Raw genomic sequence first — 19,560 nt, 5'->3', positions numbered from 1 at the left:
AAAATACGCGGACACCATCGCCCTTAATGCTGGAGTTCGGAAGGTGTGTTGGCTGGACGCTTACGATTCAAGTAAGCCCTTGTTTCGTCGTAGCACCGCTCAGGGAATCAAAGACAGTAGAGATTTTTTCTGTAGCACATCGATGTGTGACTAGGTCTTTCCTGCGCGACTAAAGCTTACGCAATATTTTCCCATCAATTGCCGGGAAAGAGCGCATAGAGTAAGGACTGTCACCTAGTGCGCTAACAAGTACATCTTCGTCTTCTGACGTTGCAAGTATTATTTGCCCTCGCCCAGCACATGCTGCGGCCGACTCTTTGAGAAGCTCAGTGAAGCTGACTTTTTTTGCTTCTTGCTGCCTGGGCTCGTCAAATATCAACACTTGAGGATGATTGGTCTCATAGTCTTTTGATAACTTAAAAAGACCTATTAAGTAACTCCAAATAATTCGAATTCCATCACTGGCAGACGTATCAAATCCCAAGTCGAATCCCTCGCGCGTCGGCAGGTACGTCTCTTCAGATATTTGTATAAGCTCTGGCTTAAAACTTGAAAAACCAAAATTCTTTAACAACTGGACAAGATGACTTTGAAGCTTTAATAGCTTTTCAGAGTCTAGTATCGAGAGGATATTTTGCGGCAGCTTTCTTCGAGCTTCTATAAGCCTCTTATACTCCTTTACATGTGTATCCAACTCCAATCTTGCTTGTAAAATGGCTGTTATGCCATCCGAATAAGATTTAATTAGATTTTCTAAGGTGATTTTTTTACGCAGGTTTTCTTCCATTATCACGCCATCAGGCGACATTACGGTTTTTTGAAGCCGTATTATTTCCTCAAACAAAGAAGAGATTTCGCTATTTATTTTTCCTAGCTCCGTCTCCTTGAGTCTTTTTTCTATTTCAAGCCCCTCTCTTATGCTCTCAACTACTTTGCCTTGTTCTTTTATATAGTTGAGACTCTCATCAAGAGACATTATAGAGGAAGAGTCTTCAAGGTTGACTAGGTTATCTGATATCCCCTGAGAGCAGGTTGGACAATTTTTAACACCTAAAGGTGAGTCTTTTAGGATATCTAATTGCCCGATTTTTTTTAGATCCTCATATTTCCGCCGATCTTCTCTAAGCCTATTAACTCGAACCGTCGCAGACTGTATCTGCTGAGCAGAATAGCTAACATCCTCTTCAACAGAGTTAGCGCTATAGGTTAGAGATCGCGCTTTGATTTTTCGCGACTCTATTTCTTCTAGGACCTTAAAATCCTTAACTTGATCATTGTTTTTCTGCTGCATTTCTTTCAGAAATATATCAAGCTCTGCTTCTGTTTCGCTTTTCAGAAACTGTATTGACCTCCATCTATCCTTGTTTTTGACAGCAATATCAATTTTGTACGGATCGAAACTAACTTCTGGTGTATCTGGTATTCCTGTTACTTCTCCAGAAATTCTTGCCGCAGCAAGGGAGAGACCTCTTTTACAGGACTTCCAAGAATAGGAAAGATCATCAATGGACGTTTTTATGAAGTGTTTCTTTTTAACGATCGAGTTAGTTTCGAGCGCTAGTAAAAATTCGATGGAGCGTCGCTTAGCCTCTTTTATTTTGAAAAACAGAGGCGTGGTTGCCTGTATCGAGCCCCAACCCTTTTTCTGCTCAACAAACCACGTAGGAAAAAAAACTGCGGGGTAAAGAGGGGCCTCTCGACCATCGATTGTTGGTACAGTTGGTAAATTCCAGCCGATAAACTTGCTGAGCCAATAATAAAAGCCTAGAGTCCTGGTGGTATCGCCTTCTCTGTGCAAGAATAATTTCTGAGGAGTTGTTGCCGCAAAATCATCTATACTTGCCGGATAAACATGGGCGGAATTTTCTTCTGAAACACCTAATATTTGTCGTTTTATGGTTACAACTTCGCCTTCACCATTACCTATTTCCAAAAGGACTAAGGATGATATTACGGGCATTTCTATGCCATTCTCATCCTCGATCTCCTTTGTCAAAGAAGGAGGAAATGGTAGTTTTACATCTGCAAGACCTAATGCTTTTTCCATCCCGAGTGCATATGCAATAGCGTTCATGCAAGTTGACTTCCCATGAGTGTTTTCAACTCTCAGAATGAACAGACCACGTTCAAAAGGGATATCAACTCCGTAATCACCTACAGAAGTCTTCGCTATGATCTTGAGTCTTCTTATCTCTAGCATATGCTTAGTTCGCCTTGAAAATACGCTCTACAGCCGCTTCTGACAGGTACTTTTTAGCAGCTGCTAGAATCTCTTTCTCTCGTTCCATGATCTCTGTATCGGTGAAGATTTGTGAAAATAGATCTTCGCCCGCGGTCGTCAGCGATATCTTCCCCCCCACTTTACAAACATAACCAGAAGCTGCTATTAAATCTATTGCCCTATCTACTGTGGGATCCAGTCGAATATGTGGCGCAAAAAGAGTTTCTGACTTAGCCCAATCTAGCAGTTCATCAAGGTGTTCTGATGATTTAGTCAACCAGTTGGCCGTATGAATCTTTTTTAGCGAACAGCGTTTTTCTCGACCTGTTATGCCCATAATTAGTATAACAAGCGAGCACTTCCATAAAGGTCTTGTTTCGCACGGAGTGAACGTTTTTCTTTGATTAAAGGAAAATGGACTGTTGAGAAGCTCTTCTAGGTTCATTAGAAATCCAGTGGGCAACGGATAAGCCAGTCAGAAACAACGCCCCATTTAATCAACTCAATATCTGTTCGCTTTAATGTGCTTACCTCTCTCGCCAGATCATCCTCAAGTTTTTGCAGCTCATCTTTTATAACATCATTTGGAAGAAGATCGGGAGACGTAAGAAATCTGGACTCCAAGTAACTTTGTCGATTCTGAACAGACCGTACAACTATCTCGTAAATATCTGCCCAATCCTGCAGCAATCTTGACAAAAGATTCTGATAGTCCAAGTACTTATGAACCAAGGAACTTTTTGCTTGACGCCTTTTTTCTTCGTCGCCTATTACTTTTGGAAGCTTCCGGTCTAAATTATCAAGAAAGGTAAGATTGTTATCAATCCACCCTTCAACCCCTTGAGGAGTAGTTCTCTCGAAATCAATGTTTAATTGATAAATCTGCCTATTTAAATGCGCTGCTTCAATTTTGTAATCGTCTTCAGTATGAATAAGTATTTCAAAGTCGCCAGCTACGAAATTTAATCCCTGACCTCGCACCTCTAAGGACTTTTGAGCGCAAAAACTTGTTACGTCAGCAGACTTATGCGCCGAAGTTGCCAATATCCAGCGACACACCTTCGTTGACCCGAATAGAGCTTCCAGTTTTATTTGATTTGTGGACAGCTTTTTAATATCGCGGTTTATTTTCGCTTTTTGGGCCGCTACTAATTTTGCGACATCAGATGTTTGCTCTGGAAGATAGCACTGGAAGGCATGACCAAGAAGGGTGTAACACTCAATACCATAGTCACCGCCCTGCCCATCAGGCACGTCTCGGTAGTTAGCAGGTGAATAATGGAGCTTTATAATATCTTTAAAATACCGTTCAAATGCTTTTGGGTCAGTATGTTTATTATTAATCATCCCTGGACATCCTGATAAATTTCCCAGTGCAAACTATGAGTTTATCTCAGCCTGTATTGATTCTATACCAAGTTTCGCTTAGCCGCATTCTGGACTCTTCCGTTCAATTTTTCAATGTAGACCCGGAGGCAAAACACAGCCGTAGAGCCTATATCGCCTGTCCCGAGCTTCCGAGCACCGTATGTGGCCTTGGCCTAGCCCCGCCGGAAAGGCTTGCCCGTACGCCGCAGTGGGATTTGAATAACTATACGTTTCCTAGACACCTCAAAACGGCTGCTTTTGACCCAGACTGTGTGAAAACGGTTTAGAGCAGGGTATACGGTTCAAAACCAGAACGAAAACCGCATTCCTACGCACATTTTAGGTTTGCAGATTAATCAAGGACTGGCAGATTTGACGTAGCAACGCGACTTCAAAACGGTGCCTGCTTTTTTACACAGCCTTGACCGATTGCTGCCCTGGACGAAGGATTGCAGCCAGCCTGAACCAGACGACTTACGACAGAAACTCCAAAAACTCTGTGGATGAGGAGTCTTGAGAGGGGTTGCTACTTTATGGATTAGTAGTGCTAACTTTCCCAATACGGCTCAAGATTTTCGGAATTTCATCGTACGTCTCATACCAAATCACATTAATGCCCAACTCACGCATAAGTTCTTCATTGAGGCTATGATGGCGATCAAGGAACCTTGTGACCATTTGCAACGGCGCGCGGATAGGGCTGCCATGCTCTTCCCCTTTGAATTTTTCAAGATTCAAACGTTGAAGAAATGCGTAGTGTTTGGGTTTGTCCAGAGACTTCGAGGATATCTCCAACAGTCTTCGGAGGTTAGGGTCCGTCAAAGATAGTCCAATTAGTAGGCAGACGTTTTCCTTTAAGCCTCCTAGCTGTACAAGGTTGGACCAATGATACGCATCACCATAAATTTGATGATAACCCTCCTCAGAGAAAACTAGCGTGCACCTATCTAGATTGGAATACTTCGAGCGGTCTTCTGGAAGAAAGCCGTGGACGTGATAGATAGGAAGCTCTTCCTGTGCAGGGATTTCAATTTCTTCGAAAATGCTTCTGAATAAAAGCCCGCGCTCTTCAAGCTCCCTTTCAATTAGGTCGTCAAAGTTGTAGGTAAGAATTGCATGCACCTTAGCCCCGGTTCGAGTAGGGGTGCAAAGACTGGCAATTTCTCGGATTAGAGGCGAGCGTAGGGAAAAACTTTTATTTCGGAGGGAGTAAAGTTGTTGTGTAACCGATTTTATGAAAATGTTCTGCTCTGCTGTAGAGCCAGCAGATAATCCTTTGCGAATGTACCTTGCCAGCATAAGCGCGGATGGTCCGTCGACTTTACGAAGGCGCCGGACGATACTAGAAACTTGGTCATTATCTGACGCGGAGTCTCGGAGATTTTCATCGGTCAGCATTGCGACGAATAGCGAATTCAGCAATGTATCCCAGTCAGGCAGGCCGGCACTACTTGAGACACCGGCACCAAGAATTAAAGAAAAACGGCCATCATGATATTTTTCAGTAAGATCTTTAATCAATATTTCTCGGTCCGTCTGCCATTCGTCAGCTCGACGCGACACGGCCATCTTCAAATGTGTAGAGAAAAGGTTGTCCAAGATTGATTTTACAGCTTCACGATGCTCGTTCATCAAAGATTGTATTTTGTCACCGTCCCAGACGTACACTCTGTTAAATAATTCTGAGGGTATATTTTCTAGGGCTTCTTTTGATTTGGCTACATGGCGAGTTGACACCAAAAGCAAGTTGAATTCTTGGCTACCTTTCGAATTAACTCGTTTAGCGATAACGTTTAATTTTTTTAAGTTAAAATTTTGTGATATTTCAATGTACAAGGGTTGATGGATTTTCCCCAAGCCTTTAGGAGCGAAAGCATCCCATGCTTGGTGCTTTTCGACTATCAGCTCTTGACTATTGGCTTTGGCTTCAAGCTTCAAAAGTTGGATCAGAAAGGTTTCGAGAAGATAGAAGCCTCCAGATCCAAAGCTTGAGAGTTTTTCTTCGAGTGAAAATAAATCCATTGGTATGCCGACATGGTTGCTAAAGGGGTTTTTTTACCTTACCGCGAGGTATCTGCTCTCCGGAACACCACCTAGCTGTCGATGTGACCCAGGAGAGACAAGCTTATATCAAAAAGCCACCATTATGCATCTAGCTGTTCGCAGGTGGCGGTTCGTATCCGGATTTGATCTTGCTGTGAGGTGAGCCTCATTTGTATTTCATTGACAACTAAAACGCCGAATCTGGGCTCGAACCTATGGCATGGATGAATTAGGTCATCTGGCTCAACGAGAAAAGAGAACTTGAGCCGAATGCCTTGAATTAGAAGCCTTATCCGGGGTCAGGGGCGACAGAGAGGACCTAAGCAAGGTTGCTGTGCCCCCCAACACGTTACTCAGAAGATGGTCTTAACGACCTTGTCTACACCATTGATGAGGTCATCGACCTCTTCCACAGTTGGTTCTGTTGCGTTTCGATGACCACACTTGTTTCGAATGTCGCCAAGGAATTGAATCTGACGGTGCTGACTAAGCTCAATAACATTGGCTGCCTTCAGGGCGTCGATAATAGGTGTAATGGTGCTCAACTTCTTTGGTAGCTCGTGCGTGTCACGAACTTGCTTCAGATGCCCTTCCAGCACTACACCTGCAATGGCACCTGCAGCGCGAGCGAATCCCGTTTTCAGTAGTCCCCTGGCCGTATCAAGTTCGGAGTCGAATAAGTCTGCTTGGACAAGTTGCTTGATGTCGAAAAGTGAGCTTTCGAAGCGGCGCTTGATCGCCTCGACAATGGCCACCTGTTGCTCCAATAGCTGAATCGCAGCGTTTGAATCGGCTTTAACTACACCTGCGAAGCTAACGCGTAGCCCTTGGCAGGCATCCTCAATCCGGTAATTTTCGAAAGTAATTTCCTTCCGAGTCTTGGGTTTTTCATAAAAGCGGATGAAATCCGACAGACGATCTGGCATTAGCTGCTTCACCAGCGTCAGCGACTCCGAGTACCAATGTTGGTAAGCCGCAGCAAAAGGCTTGATCTCTTTCATGATCTCGTTCGCCGCTTTTTCGTCACCCGCAACTGCTTCAACAAGTTGTGCGAAAAATTCCGTTCGGCCGAGTGCAGCGCATGCAAGCGAGTTTCGAACCCAGCTAGCCTCTTCAAGAAGCTTTTCCAAATCCTTCCGATATTTCTCCAAGTTCGATATTACCATTTCACTCCCCACCAGATTGAGGCCTCTTGTGCTGGCAGCGCCAAGGCCGGTAGTAGCTGAGAGTAATAGCAATTTGCCCTGACCAACAAGGTACCTGCGCACACGCCATCTCCCATTCGACCTGTCCACTCATAGGCCAGGCTATTCGGCGTTCGGCACTACAGACGTTTCTGAGCAACGCAGTAAGTCAAAGAATGGCTACTTTTTGACCGATTCAGCTTACGCGCTACCCAAATTTGTTAGATTCAGCTGTAACACATAGTTGCCCTGTAACACTCGGTACAAACGAAGCACAGCGAACGTGTAACGGCCGTAAAACTCAATAAGTTCAATGAGTTAAGACAAGTCGTAACACTCGTAACACCTGTAACACGACTTTCTAAGCGACCTCCCCACACCCCATGGGATGTTATGCCTTCAGCGAAAGCGCGAGTTACTGGAGATTGCCGACCTCCAGAGAATGTCCCGGATCGGCTCGAGGCTTGAAGGGCCATCAGACGGAAAAGCATGTCGATACCTCCGAGATCTTTACGAGCCCACCTGTTTTTGTCTGCAAGAACTACCGGGAGCGCTTGAAGCTATAACGATACTGGACTGCAAACCCGCTAGCTTAGGTGTCCGGCCGGAGAAAAAATCGGTTAACAGTTAACTCAGGTTAACAGGCACCCAGATTGTGCCGGGGCCCCTGAGGAATGCCCCTCTGTACGGGGCGAGTAACCCGCCGGATCTTGTTAGCGGGAGAACTCCCAGCTTAGTGAACAGGTGAACCCGGTGAACTGCCTGTTCACCTGTGCATTTGCCCTAGGAAACGACCGATCTGAGGTCACCATTGCCAATGCGGTAACGATGCCCCTTTTTCTTCAAGATCCTTTCAATTTCAGCATTGAAATTTCAGTAAGCTGGAGCACCTCCCACTGCCAAAACCCCGCGGGTTTCCGACCCCGTATTCTCGGAGACTTGCCAGGGTCCCCCGGAGATGGGTGATAGCAATCGATGCTAGATGGCCTTGACCTTCTGCCTGTTAGAGAAGCTCTGCACTGGTGGGTTATGATCCAATGTCGTACTCAAAGTCATTGAAGGACCAGCATGACCACGCCATTCAAGCTATCAGTGAAGCAAGGCCTTTGGACGCGGGTAGGCGGATGCTGCTCCAACCCTGGATGCGATCGAGTGACCATTGGGCCTGCTATTGGTAGCGACGATCCACTACGTACAGGAGAGGCTGCACACATTCACTCTTTTGAGAAGGATGGGCCTCGTTACTGCGGGATGACATTTGAGGAATGCCAAGACATCTCTAACGGAGTCTGGCTATGCCGAATCTGCCACAAAGAGGTAGATCTAAAGGGGAATGAGCACGTCTTCACAGCGGAAAAGCTTAGGCGCTGGAAAGCACAAGCTGAAGAAAGGGCTTATGGGCGAGCGGGAAGACCATTGCAGTCCGCCGTATTCGATCCTGAGAAGGAGAGAAAGCGTGCAATCGCCTTTATCGAAGAGCTTGGCACTGTTAGCAAAGAGTTTTTCAGGACTGAGTATCGAAGCGGACGAATGCTGACGACGAAAGCCATTCAACGAATCAGCATCGGCAGTCGGGGGTTCCAAACATGGGGTTGGAATCGGGATAATCCGCTGTGGTCACACGACGACGCCATATGGCGAAAGCAAAATGACGTCATCACTGTCCTTGAACAAATTTCTAGGCATATATCAAAAAAGCGCTGGTCTACCTTTGTTGGTGACGATCTGACATGCAATCGCTTCACAGAGACACGCACTTCGTTTTTGAGTGATTCCGAGCGCGATTACGCCGAGCAGCTTGTAAACCTGCTCAAGAAGTATTTCGAGCTTGCTGACGAATTCAGAAATTACATCTACCGCTAAGGGGGCAAGCGATCCATGACGGCAGGAAATTAGGTAAGCAAATCGATAGCACCTCCGATTCTGTATCCCTGCTTGTATCCCTGGACATACAATATTGCTGCAAGCCACGATTTTTATGGAAGTCTCGAGTCTCCCTCGGGCACCAAAATTAAGAAAGGTCTTGCTTAGCAAGGCCTTTTTTTTCGTCTGTAGAAAAGCACCTGACACCCCACCGACCTATCGGAATTGGGTTGCTGGCGATGCTTTCGATCTTCTCGTTCTCGGTTGGTACGACAATTCTCAAGGATTCAATCCCATGGAACTGCTGCTGGAAACTGTTGCTTTGTTCTGTCTGAAGCTGGCTTATGAGACCGAGGGATCGAGTCCGATTTTGCGGGATGATCCGGTTATGGCTGATTACGAGCGGGAGGTTTTTGGGTTGTTGGTGCGGCGGGGGGATGTTGAGGGGATTAAGTTTCGGGTGGAGCATTGTGTTGGTTTGGCGCTGGAGGCTATAGGCGGGGCTGACACGCCGCTTGGGCGTGAGCTGCAACGGTTGTCAGCTGATTTCAGCAGTGTTCAGACGATGGCGCAGCTTAATGCGCCGCTCATTTCGCTCAAGGACTACCTGAAAGATATTCAGTGAATGATCGGGTGAGGCAAAGTTTAGTACTCCTTTACACCGACTAGTGCTGGCTAGGGTCTTGGCTGATATGGAAATCTACCTGCCCACTTTTCAATTGCGTCAGCAGACAGCAACGAAAGACCTTTTCGGCATCACAACAAAATCGTCTTCTGCCAAGCTCAAGAACTCGACAGGTGAAGTTTTGAGCTCCGTCATCGTGAAACTGCCACCACCTGACGTTACTGCACACTTGCTCATATCGAATTCATGAGTGAGGCAAAACTCTTTGATATCCATCTTATGACCGAGCTCATGGGCAGCCTTTTGATGGCCGCACAGTGGTTGTGGTGGCTGGCTTAAGCTTTTCGCGAGCGAGCTCATTACTACATTGAAGCTATGAACTCAGGGGCGGACGGCCCGAAACCTCCAAGGCTATCCGTCGCTATAACCAGGCAAATGTTTGGAAGTCAGTTTTGAGGACCAGGCAATTCACATTACCGCCGAATCGCTTCGAATTTCAGGTCGAACTTGATTTAAACAAGCAGCACAAACCTTGCTTCAAGCCTGTGCAACAACTCAAACGTATTCAAAAACGGAACGTTTAGCTGCTCACAAATATTCGGGATGATGAATTTACGTTTAGCGTCGCGATTCAGCACTTCATGAGTCACTAGAGTCGCTCCTGTCGTCATAGCCTTTGCAATTAGCCAAGGGTCTGCTCCCGCTAAAAACTCTTCCATGGCGCCTATCTTCATTCTCGGCGCTTGTTCCGCCACAAGCCCCGCCACTCGCCCAAATGCTTCTTGCGTAGCGTCATCGTTGGTGATGTGGAAGAAGCCAGCGTTCTCCTTCGTCCAATCAGCCAATTCGTCATTCCCTTTCGTTAGCTCATCCATTACGGGGGCGATGCTGGATAAAGCCAACGCTTCATTTTTCAGCAACAACCATTGCCAAAACCCAGGACAGATAGCCATCCCGTAGTAACGATTTTTTGCCTCGATCAGCGTGTTAGCGTCGAGCAAATGATTCATTCCGTGATCCTGCTGGCGAGAGTCCTTAATTTGGCAGGTTGCACGCCGAGCAAATGTCCCGCGTCGCGCAGCAGCATCCGGCCACTTATTGCTTCAGTCAGCACCGCTTTGCTTAGGCGAGGACTGTTTTTCGCGGTGGCATTACGGTAATAGTCACCCGCTCCACCTTCTTTATCCTGAAAAGCCTTGAGGATCATTCGATAGTAAGCGTTGTATTGCGCCTGGTTTACATAGCCAAGATCCAATGCGCGGCGACCGATCGCCAATTTACTGATGTGAAACCGAGTGGCCAGCGGAGCCAGGTTTTCTTCCCAGTTAACATCGGCGTTCCACAGGGTGCGGAATTGGGCTTCCGGAGCCAGAAACTCGCCTGCAACTGCATTGCAGAATCGTTCCTCGTCTCGTCCATTCGCGGAGTTCCCGTCAGACACTCCGCTGCTGCCAATCCAGATATGGACCAGTTCGTGGAGCAACGTGAATAGCCGGGCGGTGGGGGCGTCAGAACTGTTTACGAATACAACGGGGGCGTGGACATTACTGATGGCAAACCCCCGAAACTCGCTGACTTCAAGTTTGCGATGAGTATTTCCTAGAGCTATGCCACTGCGCATAACCAAAATGCCAGCTGCTTCCGCTGCCTCGATCAAGGCACGGCTGTATTTGTCGTAATCCAATCGAGCAGCGTCAGGGTTCACGCCGAGCGTTCGGCGGATATCTTCCACCACATCTGTGACTCGAGATCGGCTATTGAAGCGACCGACAAATGCCAGCGGCTGATGCTCCTGGTGTTGCAGATACTCCAGATACCAATCCTGTTTACGTATGGAATCCCTGACGGTATCCAGCAGTTCAAGACTGGGACGTTGAGGCGCAAGCCCACCGACGGTCCGCAGATCAGGTAAAGGCAGTTGTTCGACGGGCGGCTGCTGAAGAAACAGAAAGCCAAAAGGAATGTGAGCGACGCTCGCCCACTTTTGAGCCTGAAGGAATGTCGGCCTGGTCTCTCCAGCCTCCCATTCCTGTACTCGATCAGGCTTCACAGGCAGCTTTCTAGCAACCTGTTCAGTGGAGAGACCCGCGCGCTCACGAGACCATGTGAGCAGGCTTGGATTAACTAAGGCGGCTTGGCTCATAGGGTCGCAGGCAATTCAGACAGGGTAGGCAAACATTCGAGCGCATCCTTGGCAGGTGCATCCGACTGACGCTGGTTCCAAATATCTGGCATTGCCTTTCTCCCTGGCTAACAAAAGTCTCGTGGCTGCGGCTAGAGATTAGTCGAGAAGCAGCGCTACCGACGTAGAAGCGCGCGATTATGAGGTAAACCCGCAACGATCCGAAGCGTAAATATGTAACCCGCAGACAGATGGTATTGACCTGTTTCAACGCGTTTCATGAGACAAATTTGACTCGTTCTGACGGTTGCAGGAACGAGGCCTGCACGATAACCTCCCCCCGTCGCTGCCAATTCAGCGACCGGGTGTGGAAACCCGTGTAATTCAAGGCGCAACAGCGCCCCCATCACGTCTGCCGGCGCTTTTTTTGTGTCTGCGGCGTGAGTTATGGCGGCTGTGCGTGGGACGTCTTCGGGCGTGCCGGTTTCCTTGATTCCCGGTTTTCCACCCTGCGCACAGCTGTCACCCATTCGTGTGGAAACGAACGTGGCAGCTCCTCATATCAAGGAGTCTGATAATGCGCAGCATCAATCCGTACACAATTTGGCTTTCCCCTCTACACAATCCCCAATCGCGTAACGCTTCCCCCCTCCCCCATCACCTCGCCGTTACTGGAGGTGCCCAATGACCCATCAACCCGAACTCAAAACCATCGGCCTGACCCCCGCCATCTACTGCGGCGACAACCCCCTATTCCACGTCACCCGCGACGTCCCGCTCGGCGATGCGTTGTCCATGGCTTCCGATTTCCTGTTCCTCGCCAAGACGCTCACCGAAGATGCGGCTTACGCCAAAGACACCGACCGCCACGCCTGGGCTGCGCATTATTTGACGTCGATGAGTAAGGCGCTGGTGGATGATGCGGTGAAGGTGCTGACGCGGGATCGGGATTCTTTGTCCGCTTCAAAAAGGGCGACGGCTGAGGGGTAGTGGTTTTCGGCTGGTGAGGTAGGACGGCTGTGGGGGCGGTTTGCTTGGGTGGTGGCGGTGAATCTGGCCATGGGTGGTGGCTGGTCTGGCGCTATCGCGAGCAGGCTCGCTCCTACAGGGGGTGGGCGTTAGCCCCGGGTTTTCGGGGCTTTTGAGCATTCAGGTTAGAGCAGGTGCTGGGAGATCAGTTTTGAGATTTCTACCATCGATGTCCGGCCGGTGAATTCGAATTTCACTCTGCCCAGTGACGAGAAGTAGATCTCCAGTTCCGAATCCAGGTCGAACGTGCCGGAGGTTTCTACCGAGTAGGCGACGATGTTTTTGTAGGGCAGTGAGGTGAAGTCTTTTTTGCTGCCGGTGAGGCCCTGGACGTTGACGGCGATGATGCGTTTGTTGGTGAAGACGACGCCGTCGCGCATGGATTTGTACGAGTCGATGACGTGCTCGCCTTCCAGCAACAGTGCACTGACGCGTTCTGCGTATTCTTCGTTTTGCTTGAGTTTGAAGAAGCCTTTGTTGTTGAAGTCGATCATCTGTCCATCCTCCGTTCTAAGAAAAATCCCTGTGGATTACTTCAGCGCTTTTACGACTCGAATGTTGACGGGGAATCCATCCTGTCCGGGCAATTTTTTCCACCCCACGTACTGAAAAATCTCGTCCTCATCAATGTACTCGCCCCACTCCGCGGCTTTGCCACCCAGCACTGCGACGTTCCGGTTAATGGCGCATCTGCCATCGGAAGGACCGACGGTGTAGATCACGTAAGGTTCGACGTATTTCGCGGCGCGGAAATGGCGGCCGCAAGCAGAATCGACCCTGATCATCAAGGTCTTCAGATTCGCTTCACCATCCAGCTCGGCGTGCTGGTCGAGTTGCCCGATTTCGCCGACGTCGCTGAAGCCCATGGAGCGAGCGCGCTCGTAATCCGAGGAGGCCAGGTGTTTGGTCTGGGCTTGCTGGAGCTGCTGATCGACCTCCTCGCTGTAGGCAATACCGCCCTTGATCTCGAGCTCTTTCGCTTGGGGAAAGACGCTCTCACAGCGGGCGTATTCGGGGGAGCCGAGGGTTGACTGGGGGAGGTTCTCGCGATGTACGGTAAAGGTTCGCAGATACATCTTGATAGTGGGAAAAGCATCCTTGGGCGTCTGGCGCCCGCTCTGCACCTCGGTCACTACCTTCAGTAATTGCTGGCAATCGGAGAGGTAGGCCTCCCTGGCGTGTTCCGGGGTTTCACTCCAGTCGGCGGCGAGCACCGGGGTCATCACGACGGCGAACGTGATTGCGCAGAACAGGCGCGAGGCTTGAGCGACAGTGGGCATGTGTAGTCCGTTACAAAGATGAAAAAAGTGGCGCAAAGCTACTGTTTTGCCGCCTTGCCGTCCACTGGCAGCAACGGGGACAGACCCTGTTTCCTGCGTTTTTCGCGAGTTCGCTCCTGCAGGGATTGTGTTTCTGATCCGTGTTTTGCGTGAGCTGATCTGGCGCTATCGCCAGCAGGCTGGCTCCCACAAGGGATTTTGTGTGGTGGTTGGGATTTGGGATTGGCCTGGAGGTATTTGGCTCGGGGTGAATGGCTTTCGGTTGACGGCGGGATAGATCAGCGCATCTGCTCCCTGAATTGCCTACGGATCTGATGCTGTTTCTCACCTGTAATGCTTGCTATACATCAGCCATCGACAAGCCCTCAGGGCATTAGGCCAGTGAGCAATCGCCCCGCGCCGCACTCATCTAGACTTAATGGATAGTCGTAGGCAGAACCGAACACGTCGCTTTGGTGCAGTTCGATCAATAGCGGCGTGGCAAGCTGCCCTTTATGCCCGGTAGAGGTGCGGCGAAGACCGCATCGGGCACAACAAGATGCCCGCTCAGGGTGCCCTGGCCAACGGCCTGAAAATGCCACGATACCGTGACGTGGTGTGAATGCCGCAGCCGACACTTTCGGACGACCGACAACCTTCTGGTTTGTCCGTGACCGTGAGGATTGCTGAATGCCCGATGAGAGTCTGCACCTGCCGTTGGTCAACAGCCTGCTGGAGCGCCATAAGGGCTCTGCGGGTGCACTGTTGCCCATCCTTCACGATATTCAGGAACGCATCGGTTACATCCCCGATGTGGCCGTCCCCGAGATTGCCCACGCCCTCAATCAGAGTCAGGCCGAGATTCGCGGGGTGATCAGTTTTTACCATGACTTCCGTACCTCGCCACCGGCCAAGCATATCCTGCGGCTGTGCCGGGCCGAGTCCTGCAAAAGCCGTGGCGCCGAAGAGCTGGCCGCGCAGTTGCGCGAACGTCTGCAACTGGATGACCACGGCAGCAGCGCCGACGGCAGCATCAGTTTGCGCCCGGTGTATTGCCTCGGTGCCTGCGCCTGTTCGCCCGCTCTGGAGCTTGATGGCCGGGTGCATGCGCGGCTCAGTGCTGAGCGTCTGGATGCCTTGCTCGACGCTTGCCGGGAGGACGCATGATGCCGACTCTTTATCTGCCCACCGATTCGCTGGCCCGTGCCGTGGGTGCCGATGAGGTGGCGGTGGCCCTGATCACTGCGGCCAAGGAACGCAATCGGCCGCTGGAGTTGCAGCGCACCAGTTCTCGCGGCCTGTATTGGCTGGAACCGCTGCTGGAAGTGGACAGTCCGCAAGGTCGGATCGGTTTCGGTCCGTTGACCGCTGCCGATGTGCCGTCGGTGCTCGATGCCTTAAAAGGCGATCCATCCGCTCACCCACTGGCCCTGGGTCTGGTGGAAGAGCTGCCTTATCTCAAATCTCAACAACGCCTGCTGTTCGCCCGCGCCGGCATCACCCGGCCGCTGTCGCTGGACGATTACCGCGCCCATGGCGGTTTCGAGGGTTTAACGAGGGCGGTGAGCGTTGGCGGTGAGCAAACCGCGACGGAAGTGTTCGATTCGGGCCTGCGTGGCCGTGGCGGCGCAGCCTTCCCCGCCGGGATCAAATGGCGCACGGTGCGCGCCACCCAGGCTGAGCAGAAATACATTGTGTGCAACGCCGACGAAGGCGACTCCGGCACCTTCGCCGACCGCATGCTGATGGAAGGCGACCCCTTCCTGCTGATCGAAGGCATGGCGATTGCCGGCATTACCGTCGGTGCCACTTATGGCTACATCTATGTGCGCTCGGAATACCCGGATGCCGTGGCCACTTTGCGTCAGGCGCTGAACCTTGCCCGATCCGCCGGTTACCTCGGCGCCAATGTCGGCGGCAGCGGCCAAGCCTTCGACATGGAAGTGCGGGTCGGTGCCGGCGCGTACATCTGCGGTGAGGAAACCGCGCTGCTGGATTCTCTTGAAGGCAAGCGCGGGATCGTCCGCGCCAAGCCACCGATCCCTGCGTTGAAGGGGCTGTTTGGCCTGCCGACGTTGGTGCACAACGTGCTGACGCTGGCCTCGGTGCCGCTGATTCTGGCCAAAGGTGCGCAGTTCTATCGCGATTACGGCATGGGCCGTTCCCTGGGCACCATGCCCTTCCAGTTGGCGGGCAATATTCGTCACGGCGGCCTGGTGGAACGCGCCTTTGGCCTGACCCTGCGCGAACTGGTGGAAGTCTACGGCGGCGGCACCGCCAGTGGCCGGCCGCTGAAAGCCGCTCAGGTCGGTGGCCCGCTGGGCGCCTGGGTGCCACCGTCGCAATTCGACACGCCGCTGGACTACGAAGCATTCGCCGGCATCGGCGCGATGCTCGGTCACGGTGGCGTGGTGGTGGCGGACGACACGCTGGACATGGCCCACATGGCGCGCTTCGCCCTGCAGTTCTGCGCCGAGGAATCCTGCGGCAAATGCACGCCGTGCCGCATCGGCTCGACGCGCGGCGTCGAGGTGATCGACCGTCTGCTGGCCGCACCCGACCAAAGTGGTCGCGATGAACAGGCGATCATCCTCAAGGACCTGTGCGACACGATGCAATACGGTTCGTTGTGCGCCTTGGGCGGCATGGCCCCATTCCCGGTGGCCAGCGCCCTCAAGTACTTCCCCGCCGACTTCGGTCTGCAGCCCTCGGAGGCCGATCAATGATTACTCTTTTCGACCCGAAAACCGATATCGACCTGGGCACCCCGCACCGCGACAGCGACGTGCAAGTCACCCTGAACATCGACGGCCGCAGCATCAGCGTGCCCGAAGGCACTTCGGTGATGCGCGCCGCCGCGCTGCTGGGCACCACGATTCCGAAACTGTGCGCCACCGACAGCCTGGAAGCGTTCGGCTCCTGCCGCATGTGCCTGGTGGAGATCGACGGCATGCGCGGCTACCCGGCGTCCTGCACCACGCCAGTCACTGAAGGCATGACCGTGCACACGCAGACGCCGAAGCTCGCGACGCTGCGGCGCAACGTCATGGAGCTGTACATCTCCGATCACCCGCTGGACTGCCTGACCTGCTCGGCCAACGGCAATTGCGAGCTACAAACCGTGGCCGGTCAGGTCGGCCTGCGCGAGGTGCGTTACGGCTATGAAGGCGAGAACCATCTGGACGACAAGAAAGACACGTCCAACCCCTACTTCGATTACGACCCGAGCAAGTGCATCGTCTGCAACCGCTGCGTGCGCGCCTGCGAAGAAACCCAAGGCACCTTTGCCCTGACCATTACCGGACGTGGCTTTGAGTCCCGCGTGGCTGCCGCCGGTGGGGATAACTTCCTCGATTCGGAATGCGTGTCCTGCGGCGCCTGTGTGCAGGCCTGCCCGACCGCGACGCTGATGGAAAAAAGCGTGGTCGAACTGGGTCAGCCGGAACGCAGCGTGATCACCACCTGCGCCTATTGCGGCGTGGGCTGCTCGTTCCGCGCCGAGATGAAAGGCGACACGCTGGTGCGCATGGTTCCGGACAAAAACGGTCAGGCCAACCATGGCCACTCGTGCGTCAAAGGACGCTTCGCGTGGGGCTACGCCACCCACCCGGATCGCATCACCAAACCGATGATTCGCAGCCACATCAACGACCCTTGGCAGGAAGTCAGCTGGGATGAAGCGGTGACTTATGCCGCCAGCGAATTCCGTCGGTTACAGCAGAAATATGGCCGCGACTCCATTGGCGGCATCACCTCCAGCCGCTGCACCAACGAAGAAACCTATCTGGTGCAGAAACTGGTGCGCGCCGCGTTTGGCAACAACAACGTCGACACCTGTGCGCGGGTCTGCCATTCGCCGACCGGCTATGGCTTGAAACAAACCTTGGGCGAGTCCGCCGGCACCCAGAGTTTCGACTCGGTGATGCAGGCCGACGTGATTCTGGTGATGGGCGCCAACCCGAGTGACGCCCACCCGGTGTTTGCTTCCCAACTCAAACGCCGCCTGCGTGAAGGTGCGCGGCTGATCGTCATCGACCCTCGCCGTATTGATCTGGTGGACTCGGTGCATGCCCGTGCCGAGCTGCACCTGGCCCTGCGGCCGGGCACCAACGTCGCCATGCTCAACGCCTTGGCCCATGTGATCATCACCGAAGGCCTGCAAGACCAGGCCTTTATCGACGCCCGTTGCGAGGGCAGCGATTTCGCCCGCTGGAGCGAGTTCGTCAGCCGCGCCGAAAACGCGCCGGAAGTGCTTAGCCCGATCTGCGGCGTGCCCGCTGCCGATATCCGTGCGGCGGCCCGTCTGTACGCCAACGGCGGCAACGCAGCGATCTATTACGGCCTCGGTATCACCGAGCACAGCCAGGGCAGCACCGCGGTCATGGGCATCGCCAACCTGGCCATGGCCACCGGCAACATCGGCCGCGAAGGCGTGGGCGTGAACCCGTTGCGGGGACAGAACAACGTGCAGGGCTCCTGCGACATGGGCTCCTTCCCCCACGAGTTGCCCGGTTACCGGCACATTTCCAACGAGGTGGTGCGGACCCAATTTGAGCAGGCGTGGAACGTCACCTTGCAACCCGATCCGGGCCTGCGCATTCCGAATATGTTCGAGTCGGCGCTGGCCGGCAGTTTCAAGGGCTTGTATTGCCAAGGCGAGGACATCGCCCAGAGCGATCCGAATACCCAGCATGTCACTGCGGCCCTGTCGGCCATGGAATGTGTGGTGGTGCAGGACATCTTCCTCAACGAAACCGCCAGGTTCGCCCACGTGTTCCTGCCGGGCGCTTCGTTCCTGGAGAAGGACGGCACTTTCACCAACGCCGAGCGACGCATTTCGCGGGTACGCAAAGTCATGGACCCTCTGGGCGGCAAGGCCGACTGGGAAGGCACCGTGGCCCTGGCCAACGCCTTGGGCTACCCGATGAACTACAAACACCCATCGGAAATCATGGATGAAATCGCCAGCCTGACGCCGACCTTCACCAACGTCAGCTACGCCGAACTGGACCGCCACGGCAGCCTGCAATGGCCATGCAACGCTGCGGCACCGGACGGCACGCCGACCATGCACATCGAGCAATTCGTGCGTGGCAAGGGACGCTTCATGCTCACCGGCTACGTGCCCACCGAGGAGAAGGTCAACAACCGCTATCCGCTGCTGCTGACCACCGGGCGCATCCTCAGTCAGTACAACGTCGGGGCGCAAACCCGGCGTACCGAGAACGTTGCCTGGCACGACGAAGACCGTCTGGAAATCCACCCGACCGACGCCGAGAGCCGTGGCATCAACGAAGGCGACTGGGTCGGCATCGGCAGCCGCGCCGGCCAGACCGTGCTGCGGGCGCGGGTCACCGAGCGGGTCGCCCCGGGCGTGGTGTACACCACCTTCCACTTCCCTGAATCGGGAGCCAACGTGATCACCACCGACAACTCCGACTGGGCCACCAACTGTCCGGAGTACAAGGTCACCGCCGTGGAGGTCAGCCGCGTCTACCACCCGTCCGAGTGGCAAAAACGCTATCAGGCCTTCAGCGACGAACAGGACCGCTTGCTCAAGGAGCGCCGTCAGGCCCGTGGCGCTAAAGCGGAGGTGCGCCAATGAGCACTGAAAATCTGATCAAGATGGTCAACCAGATCGCCCAATACTTCGCCACCGAACCGGATCAGAAAGTGGCCGTGCTCGGTGTGCGTAATCACCTGCAGATGTACTGGACGCCAGGCATGCGCAAGGAATTGCTGGCCTGGCAGACGGAACATCACGGGGCGGATTTGCATCCGTTGGCGCAAGAGGCGGTCAGTGGGGCGGGTTGGGAGGCTTAGGTTCGCACGAACTTAAGTTTGGC

At 52.8% G+C, this 19,560-nt stretch carries 16 protein-coding genes; 7 read left to right on the top strand and 9 right to left on the bottom strand.

Going from position 1 to position 19,560, the window contains the following annotated elements; all coding sequences use genetic code 11:
- Positions 1 to 169: 169 nt before the first annotated feature.
- The 5 genes from Q7W83_RS05025 to Q7W83_RS05005 all read right to left on the bottom strand — a co-directional run bounded on the left by Q7W83_RS05025 (position 170) and on the right by Q7W83_RS05005 (position 6,900).
- Positions 170 to 2,074, bottom strand: a complete 1,905-nt coding sequence (locus Q7W83_RS05025; protein ID WP_473655752.1) for a hypothetical protein — start codon at positions 2,072 to 2,074, stop codon at positions 170 to 172.
- 130 nt (positions 2,075 to 2,204) lie between these two features.
- Positions 2,205 to 2,666 (bottom strand): hypothetical protein, encoded by a 462-nt coding sequence (locus tag Q7W83_RS05020; RefSeq protein ID WP_473655751.1) that lies wholly within the window; start codon positions 2,664 to 2,666, stop codon positions 2,205 to 2,207.
- Positions 2,666 to 3,568 (bottom strand): hypothetical protein, encoded by a 903-nt coding sequence (locus tag Q7W83_RS05015; protein ID WP_473655750.1) that lies wholly within the window; start codon positions 3,566 to 3,568, stop codon positions 2,666 to 2,668. The genes Q7W83_RS05020 and Q7W83_RS05015 overlap by 1 nt, the downstream gene beginning before the upstream one ends.
- 552 nt (positions 3,569 to 4,120) lie before the next feature.
- The gene (locus tag Q7W83_RS05010) at positions 4,121 to 5,611 is read right to left on the bottom strand and encodes an SIR2 family protein (RefSeq protein ID WP_473655749.1); all 1,491 of its coding nucleotides are present in this window, start codon (positions 5,609 to 5,611) and stop codon (positions 4,121 to 4,123) included.
- A gap of 374 nt (positions 5,612 to 5,985) precedes the next feature.
- Entirely contained in the window at positions 5,986 to 6,900 is a 915-nt protein-coding gene (locus tag Q7W83_RS05005; protein WP_473655748.1) for a hypothetical protein, read from the bottom strand.
- Positions 6,901 to 7,884: 984 nt separating this feature from the next.
- On the opposite strand from Q7W83_RS05005, the gene Q7W83_RS05000 reads away from it, so the two are divergent.
- Together Q7W83_RS05000 and Q7W83_RS04995 are read left to right on the top strand one after the other, a co-directional pair.
- Entirely contained in the window at positions 7,885 to 8,679 is a 795-nt protein-coding gene (locus Q7W83_RS05000; protein WP_473655747.1) for a hypothetical protein, read from the top strand.
- 295 nt (positions 8,680 to 8,974) lie between these two features.
- Positions 8,975 to 9,304 (top strand): hypothetical protein, encoded by a 330-nt coding sequence (locus Q7W83_RS04995; RefSeq protein WP_473655746.1) that lies wholly within the window; start codon positions 8,975 to 8,977, stop codon positions 9,302 to 9,304.
- Between the two features lie 512 nt (positions 9,305 to 9,816).
- Here the strand turns inward: Q7W83_RS04995 and Q7W83_RS04990 are convergent.
- Both Q7W83_RS04990 and Q7W83_RS04985 read right to left on the bottom strand, forming a co-directional pair.
- The gene (locus Q7W83_RS04990) at positions 9,817 to 10,314 is read right to left on the bottom strand and encodes a DUF4411 family protein (RefSeq protein WP_473655745.1); all 498 of its coding nucleotides are present in this window, start codon (positions 10,312 to 10,314) and stop codon (positions 9,817 to 9,819) included.
- Positions 10,311 to 11,447, bottom strand: coding sequence for an ImmA/IrrE family metallo-endopeptidase (locus Q7W83_RS04985; RefSeq protein ID WP_473655744.1), 1,137 nt, complete (start codon positions 11,445 to 11,447; stop codon positions 10,311 to 10,313). The genes Q7W83_RS04990 and Q7W83_RS04985 overlap by 4 nt, the downstream gene beginning before the upstream one ends.
- Before the next feature lie 663 nt (positions 11,448 to 12,110).
- Here Q7W83_RS04985 and Q7W83_RS04980 point away from each other — a divergent pair.
- Positions 12,111 to 12,416 carry a DUF3077 domain-containing protein gene (locus Q7W83_RS04980; protein WP_473655743.1) on the top strand — a complete coding sequence of 102 codons (306 nt, stop codon included), beginning with the start codon at positions 12,111 to 12,113 and terminating at the stop codon, positions 12,414 to 12,416.
- Positions 12,417 to 12,580: 164 nt separating this feature from the next.
- On the opposite strand, the gene Q7W83_RS04975 is transcribed toward Q7W83_RS04980, so the two are convergent.
- Positions 12,581 to 12,949 carry a PH domain-containing protein gene (locus Q7W83_RS04975; protein WP_473655742.1) on the bottom strand — a complete coding sequence of 123 codons (369 nt, stop codon included), beginning with the start codon at positions 12,947 to 12,949 and terminating at the stop codon, positions 12,581 to 12,583.
- A 36-nt stretch (positions 12,950 to 12,985) separates the two neighbouring features.
- Entirely contained in the window at positions 12,986 to 13,735 is a 750-nt protein-coding gene (locus tag Q7W83_RS04970; protein ID WP_473655741.1) for a hypothetical protein, read from the bottom strand.
- A 669-nt stretch (positions 13,736 to 14,404) separates the two neighbouring features.
- Here Q7W83_RS04970 and Q7W83_RS04965 point away from each other — a divergent pair.
- The 4 genes from Q7W83_RS04965 to Q7W83_RS04950 are packed head-to-tail and all read left to right on the top strand — an operon-like array spanning position 14,405 to position 19,537.
- On the top strand, positions 14,405 to 14,881 hold the full coding sequence (locus Q7W83_RS04965; RefSeq protein WP_473655740.1) for a formate dehydrogenase subunit gamma: 477 nt from the start codon (positions 14,405 to 14,407) through the stop codon (positions 14,879 to 14,881).
- On the top strand, positions 14,878 to 16,440 hold the full coding sequence (locus tag Q7W83_RS04960; protein ID WP_191630149.1) for a formate dehydrogenase beta subunit: 1,563 nt from the start codon (positions 14,878 to 14,880) through the stop codon (positions 16,438 to 16,440). The genes Q7W83_RS04965 and Q7W83_RS04960 overlap by 4 nt, the downstream gene beginning before the upstream one ends.
- On the top strand, positions 16,437 to 19,319 hold the full coding sequence (gene fdhF / locus Q7W83_RS04955; RefSeq protein ID WP_473655739.1) for a formate dehydrogenase subunit alpha: 2,883 nt from the start codon (positions 16,437 to 16,439) through the stop codon (positions 19,317 to 19,319). Before Q7W83_RS04960 ends, fdhF begins: the two co-directional genes overlap by 4 nt.
- Entirely contained in the window at positions 19,316 to 19,537 is a 222-nt protein-coding gene (locus Q7W83_RS04950) for a formate dehydrogenase subunit delta (protein ID WP_150631939.1), read from the top strand. Before fdhF ends, Q7W83_RS04950 begins: the two co-directional genes overlap by 4 nt.
- Positions 19,538 to 19,560: the final 23 nt, after the last annotated feature.

Source organism: Pseudomonas sp. 300, from assembly GCF_055803035.1.
Note: the sequence above shows the minus strand (reverse complement) of the source record. Positions and strands in the feature narration are given on the sequence as shown.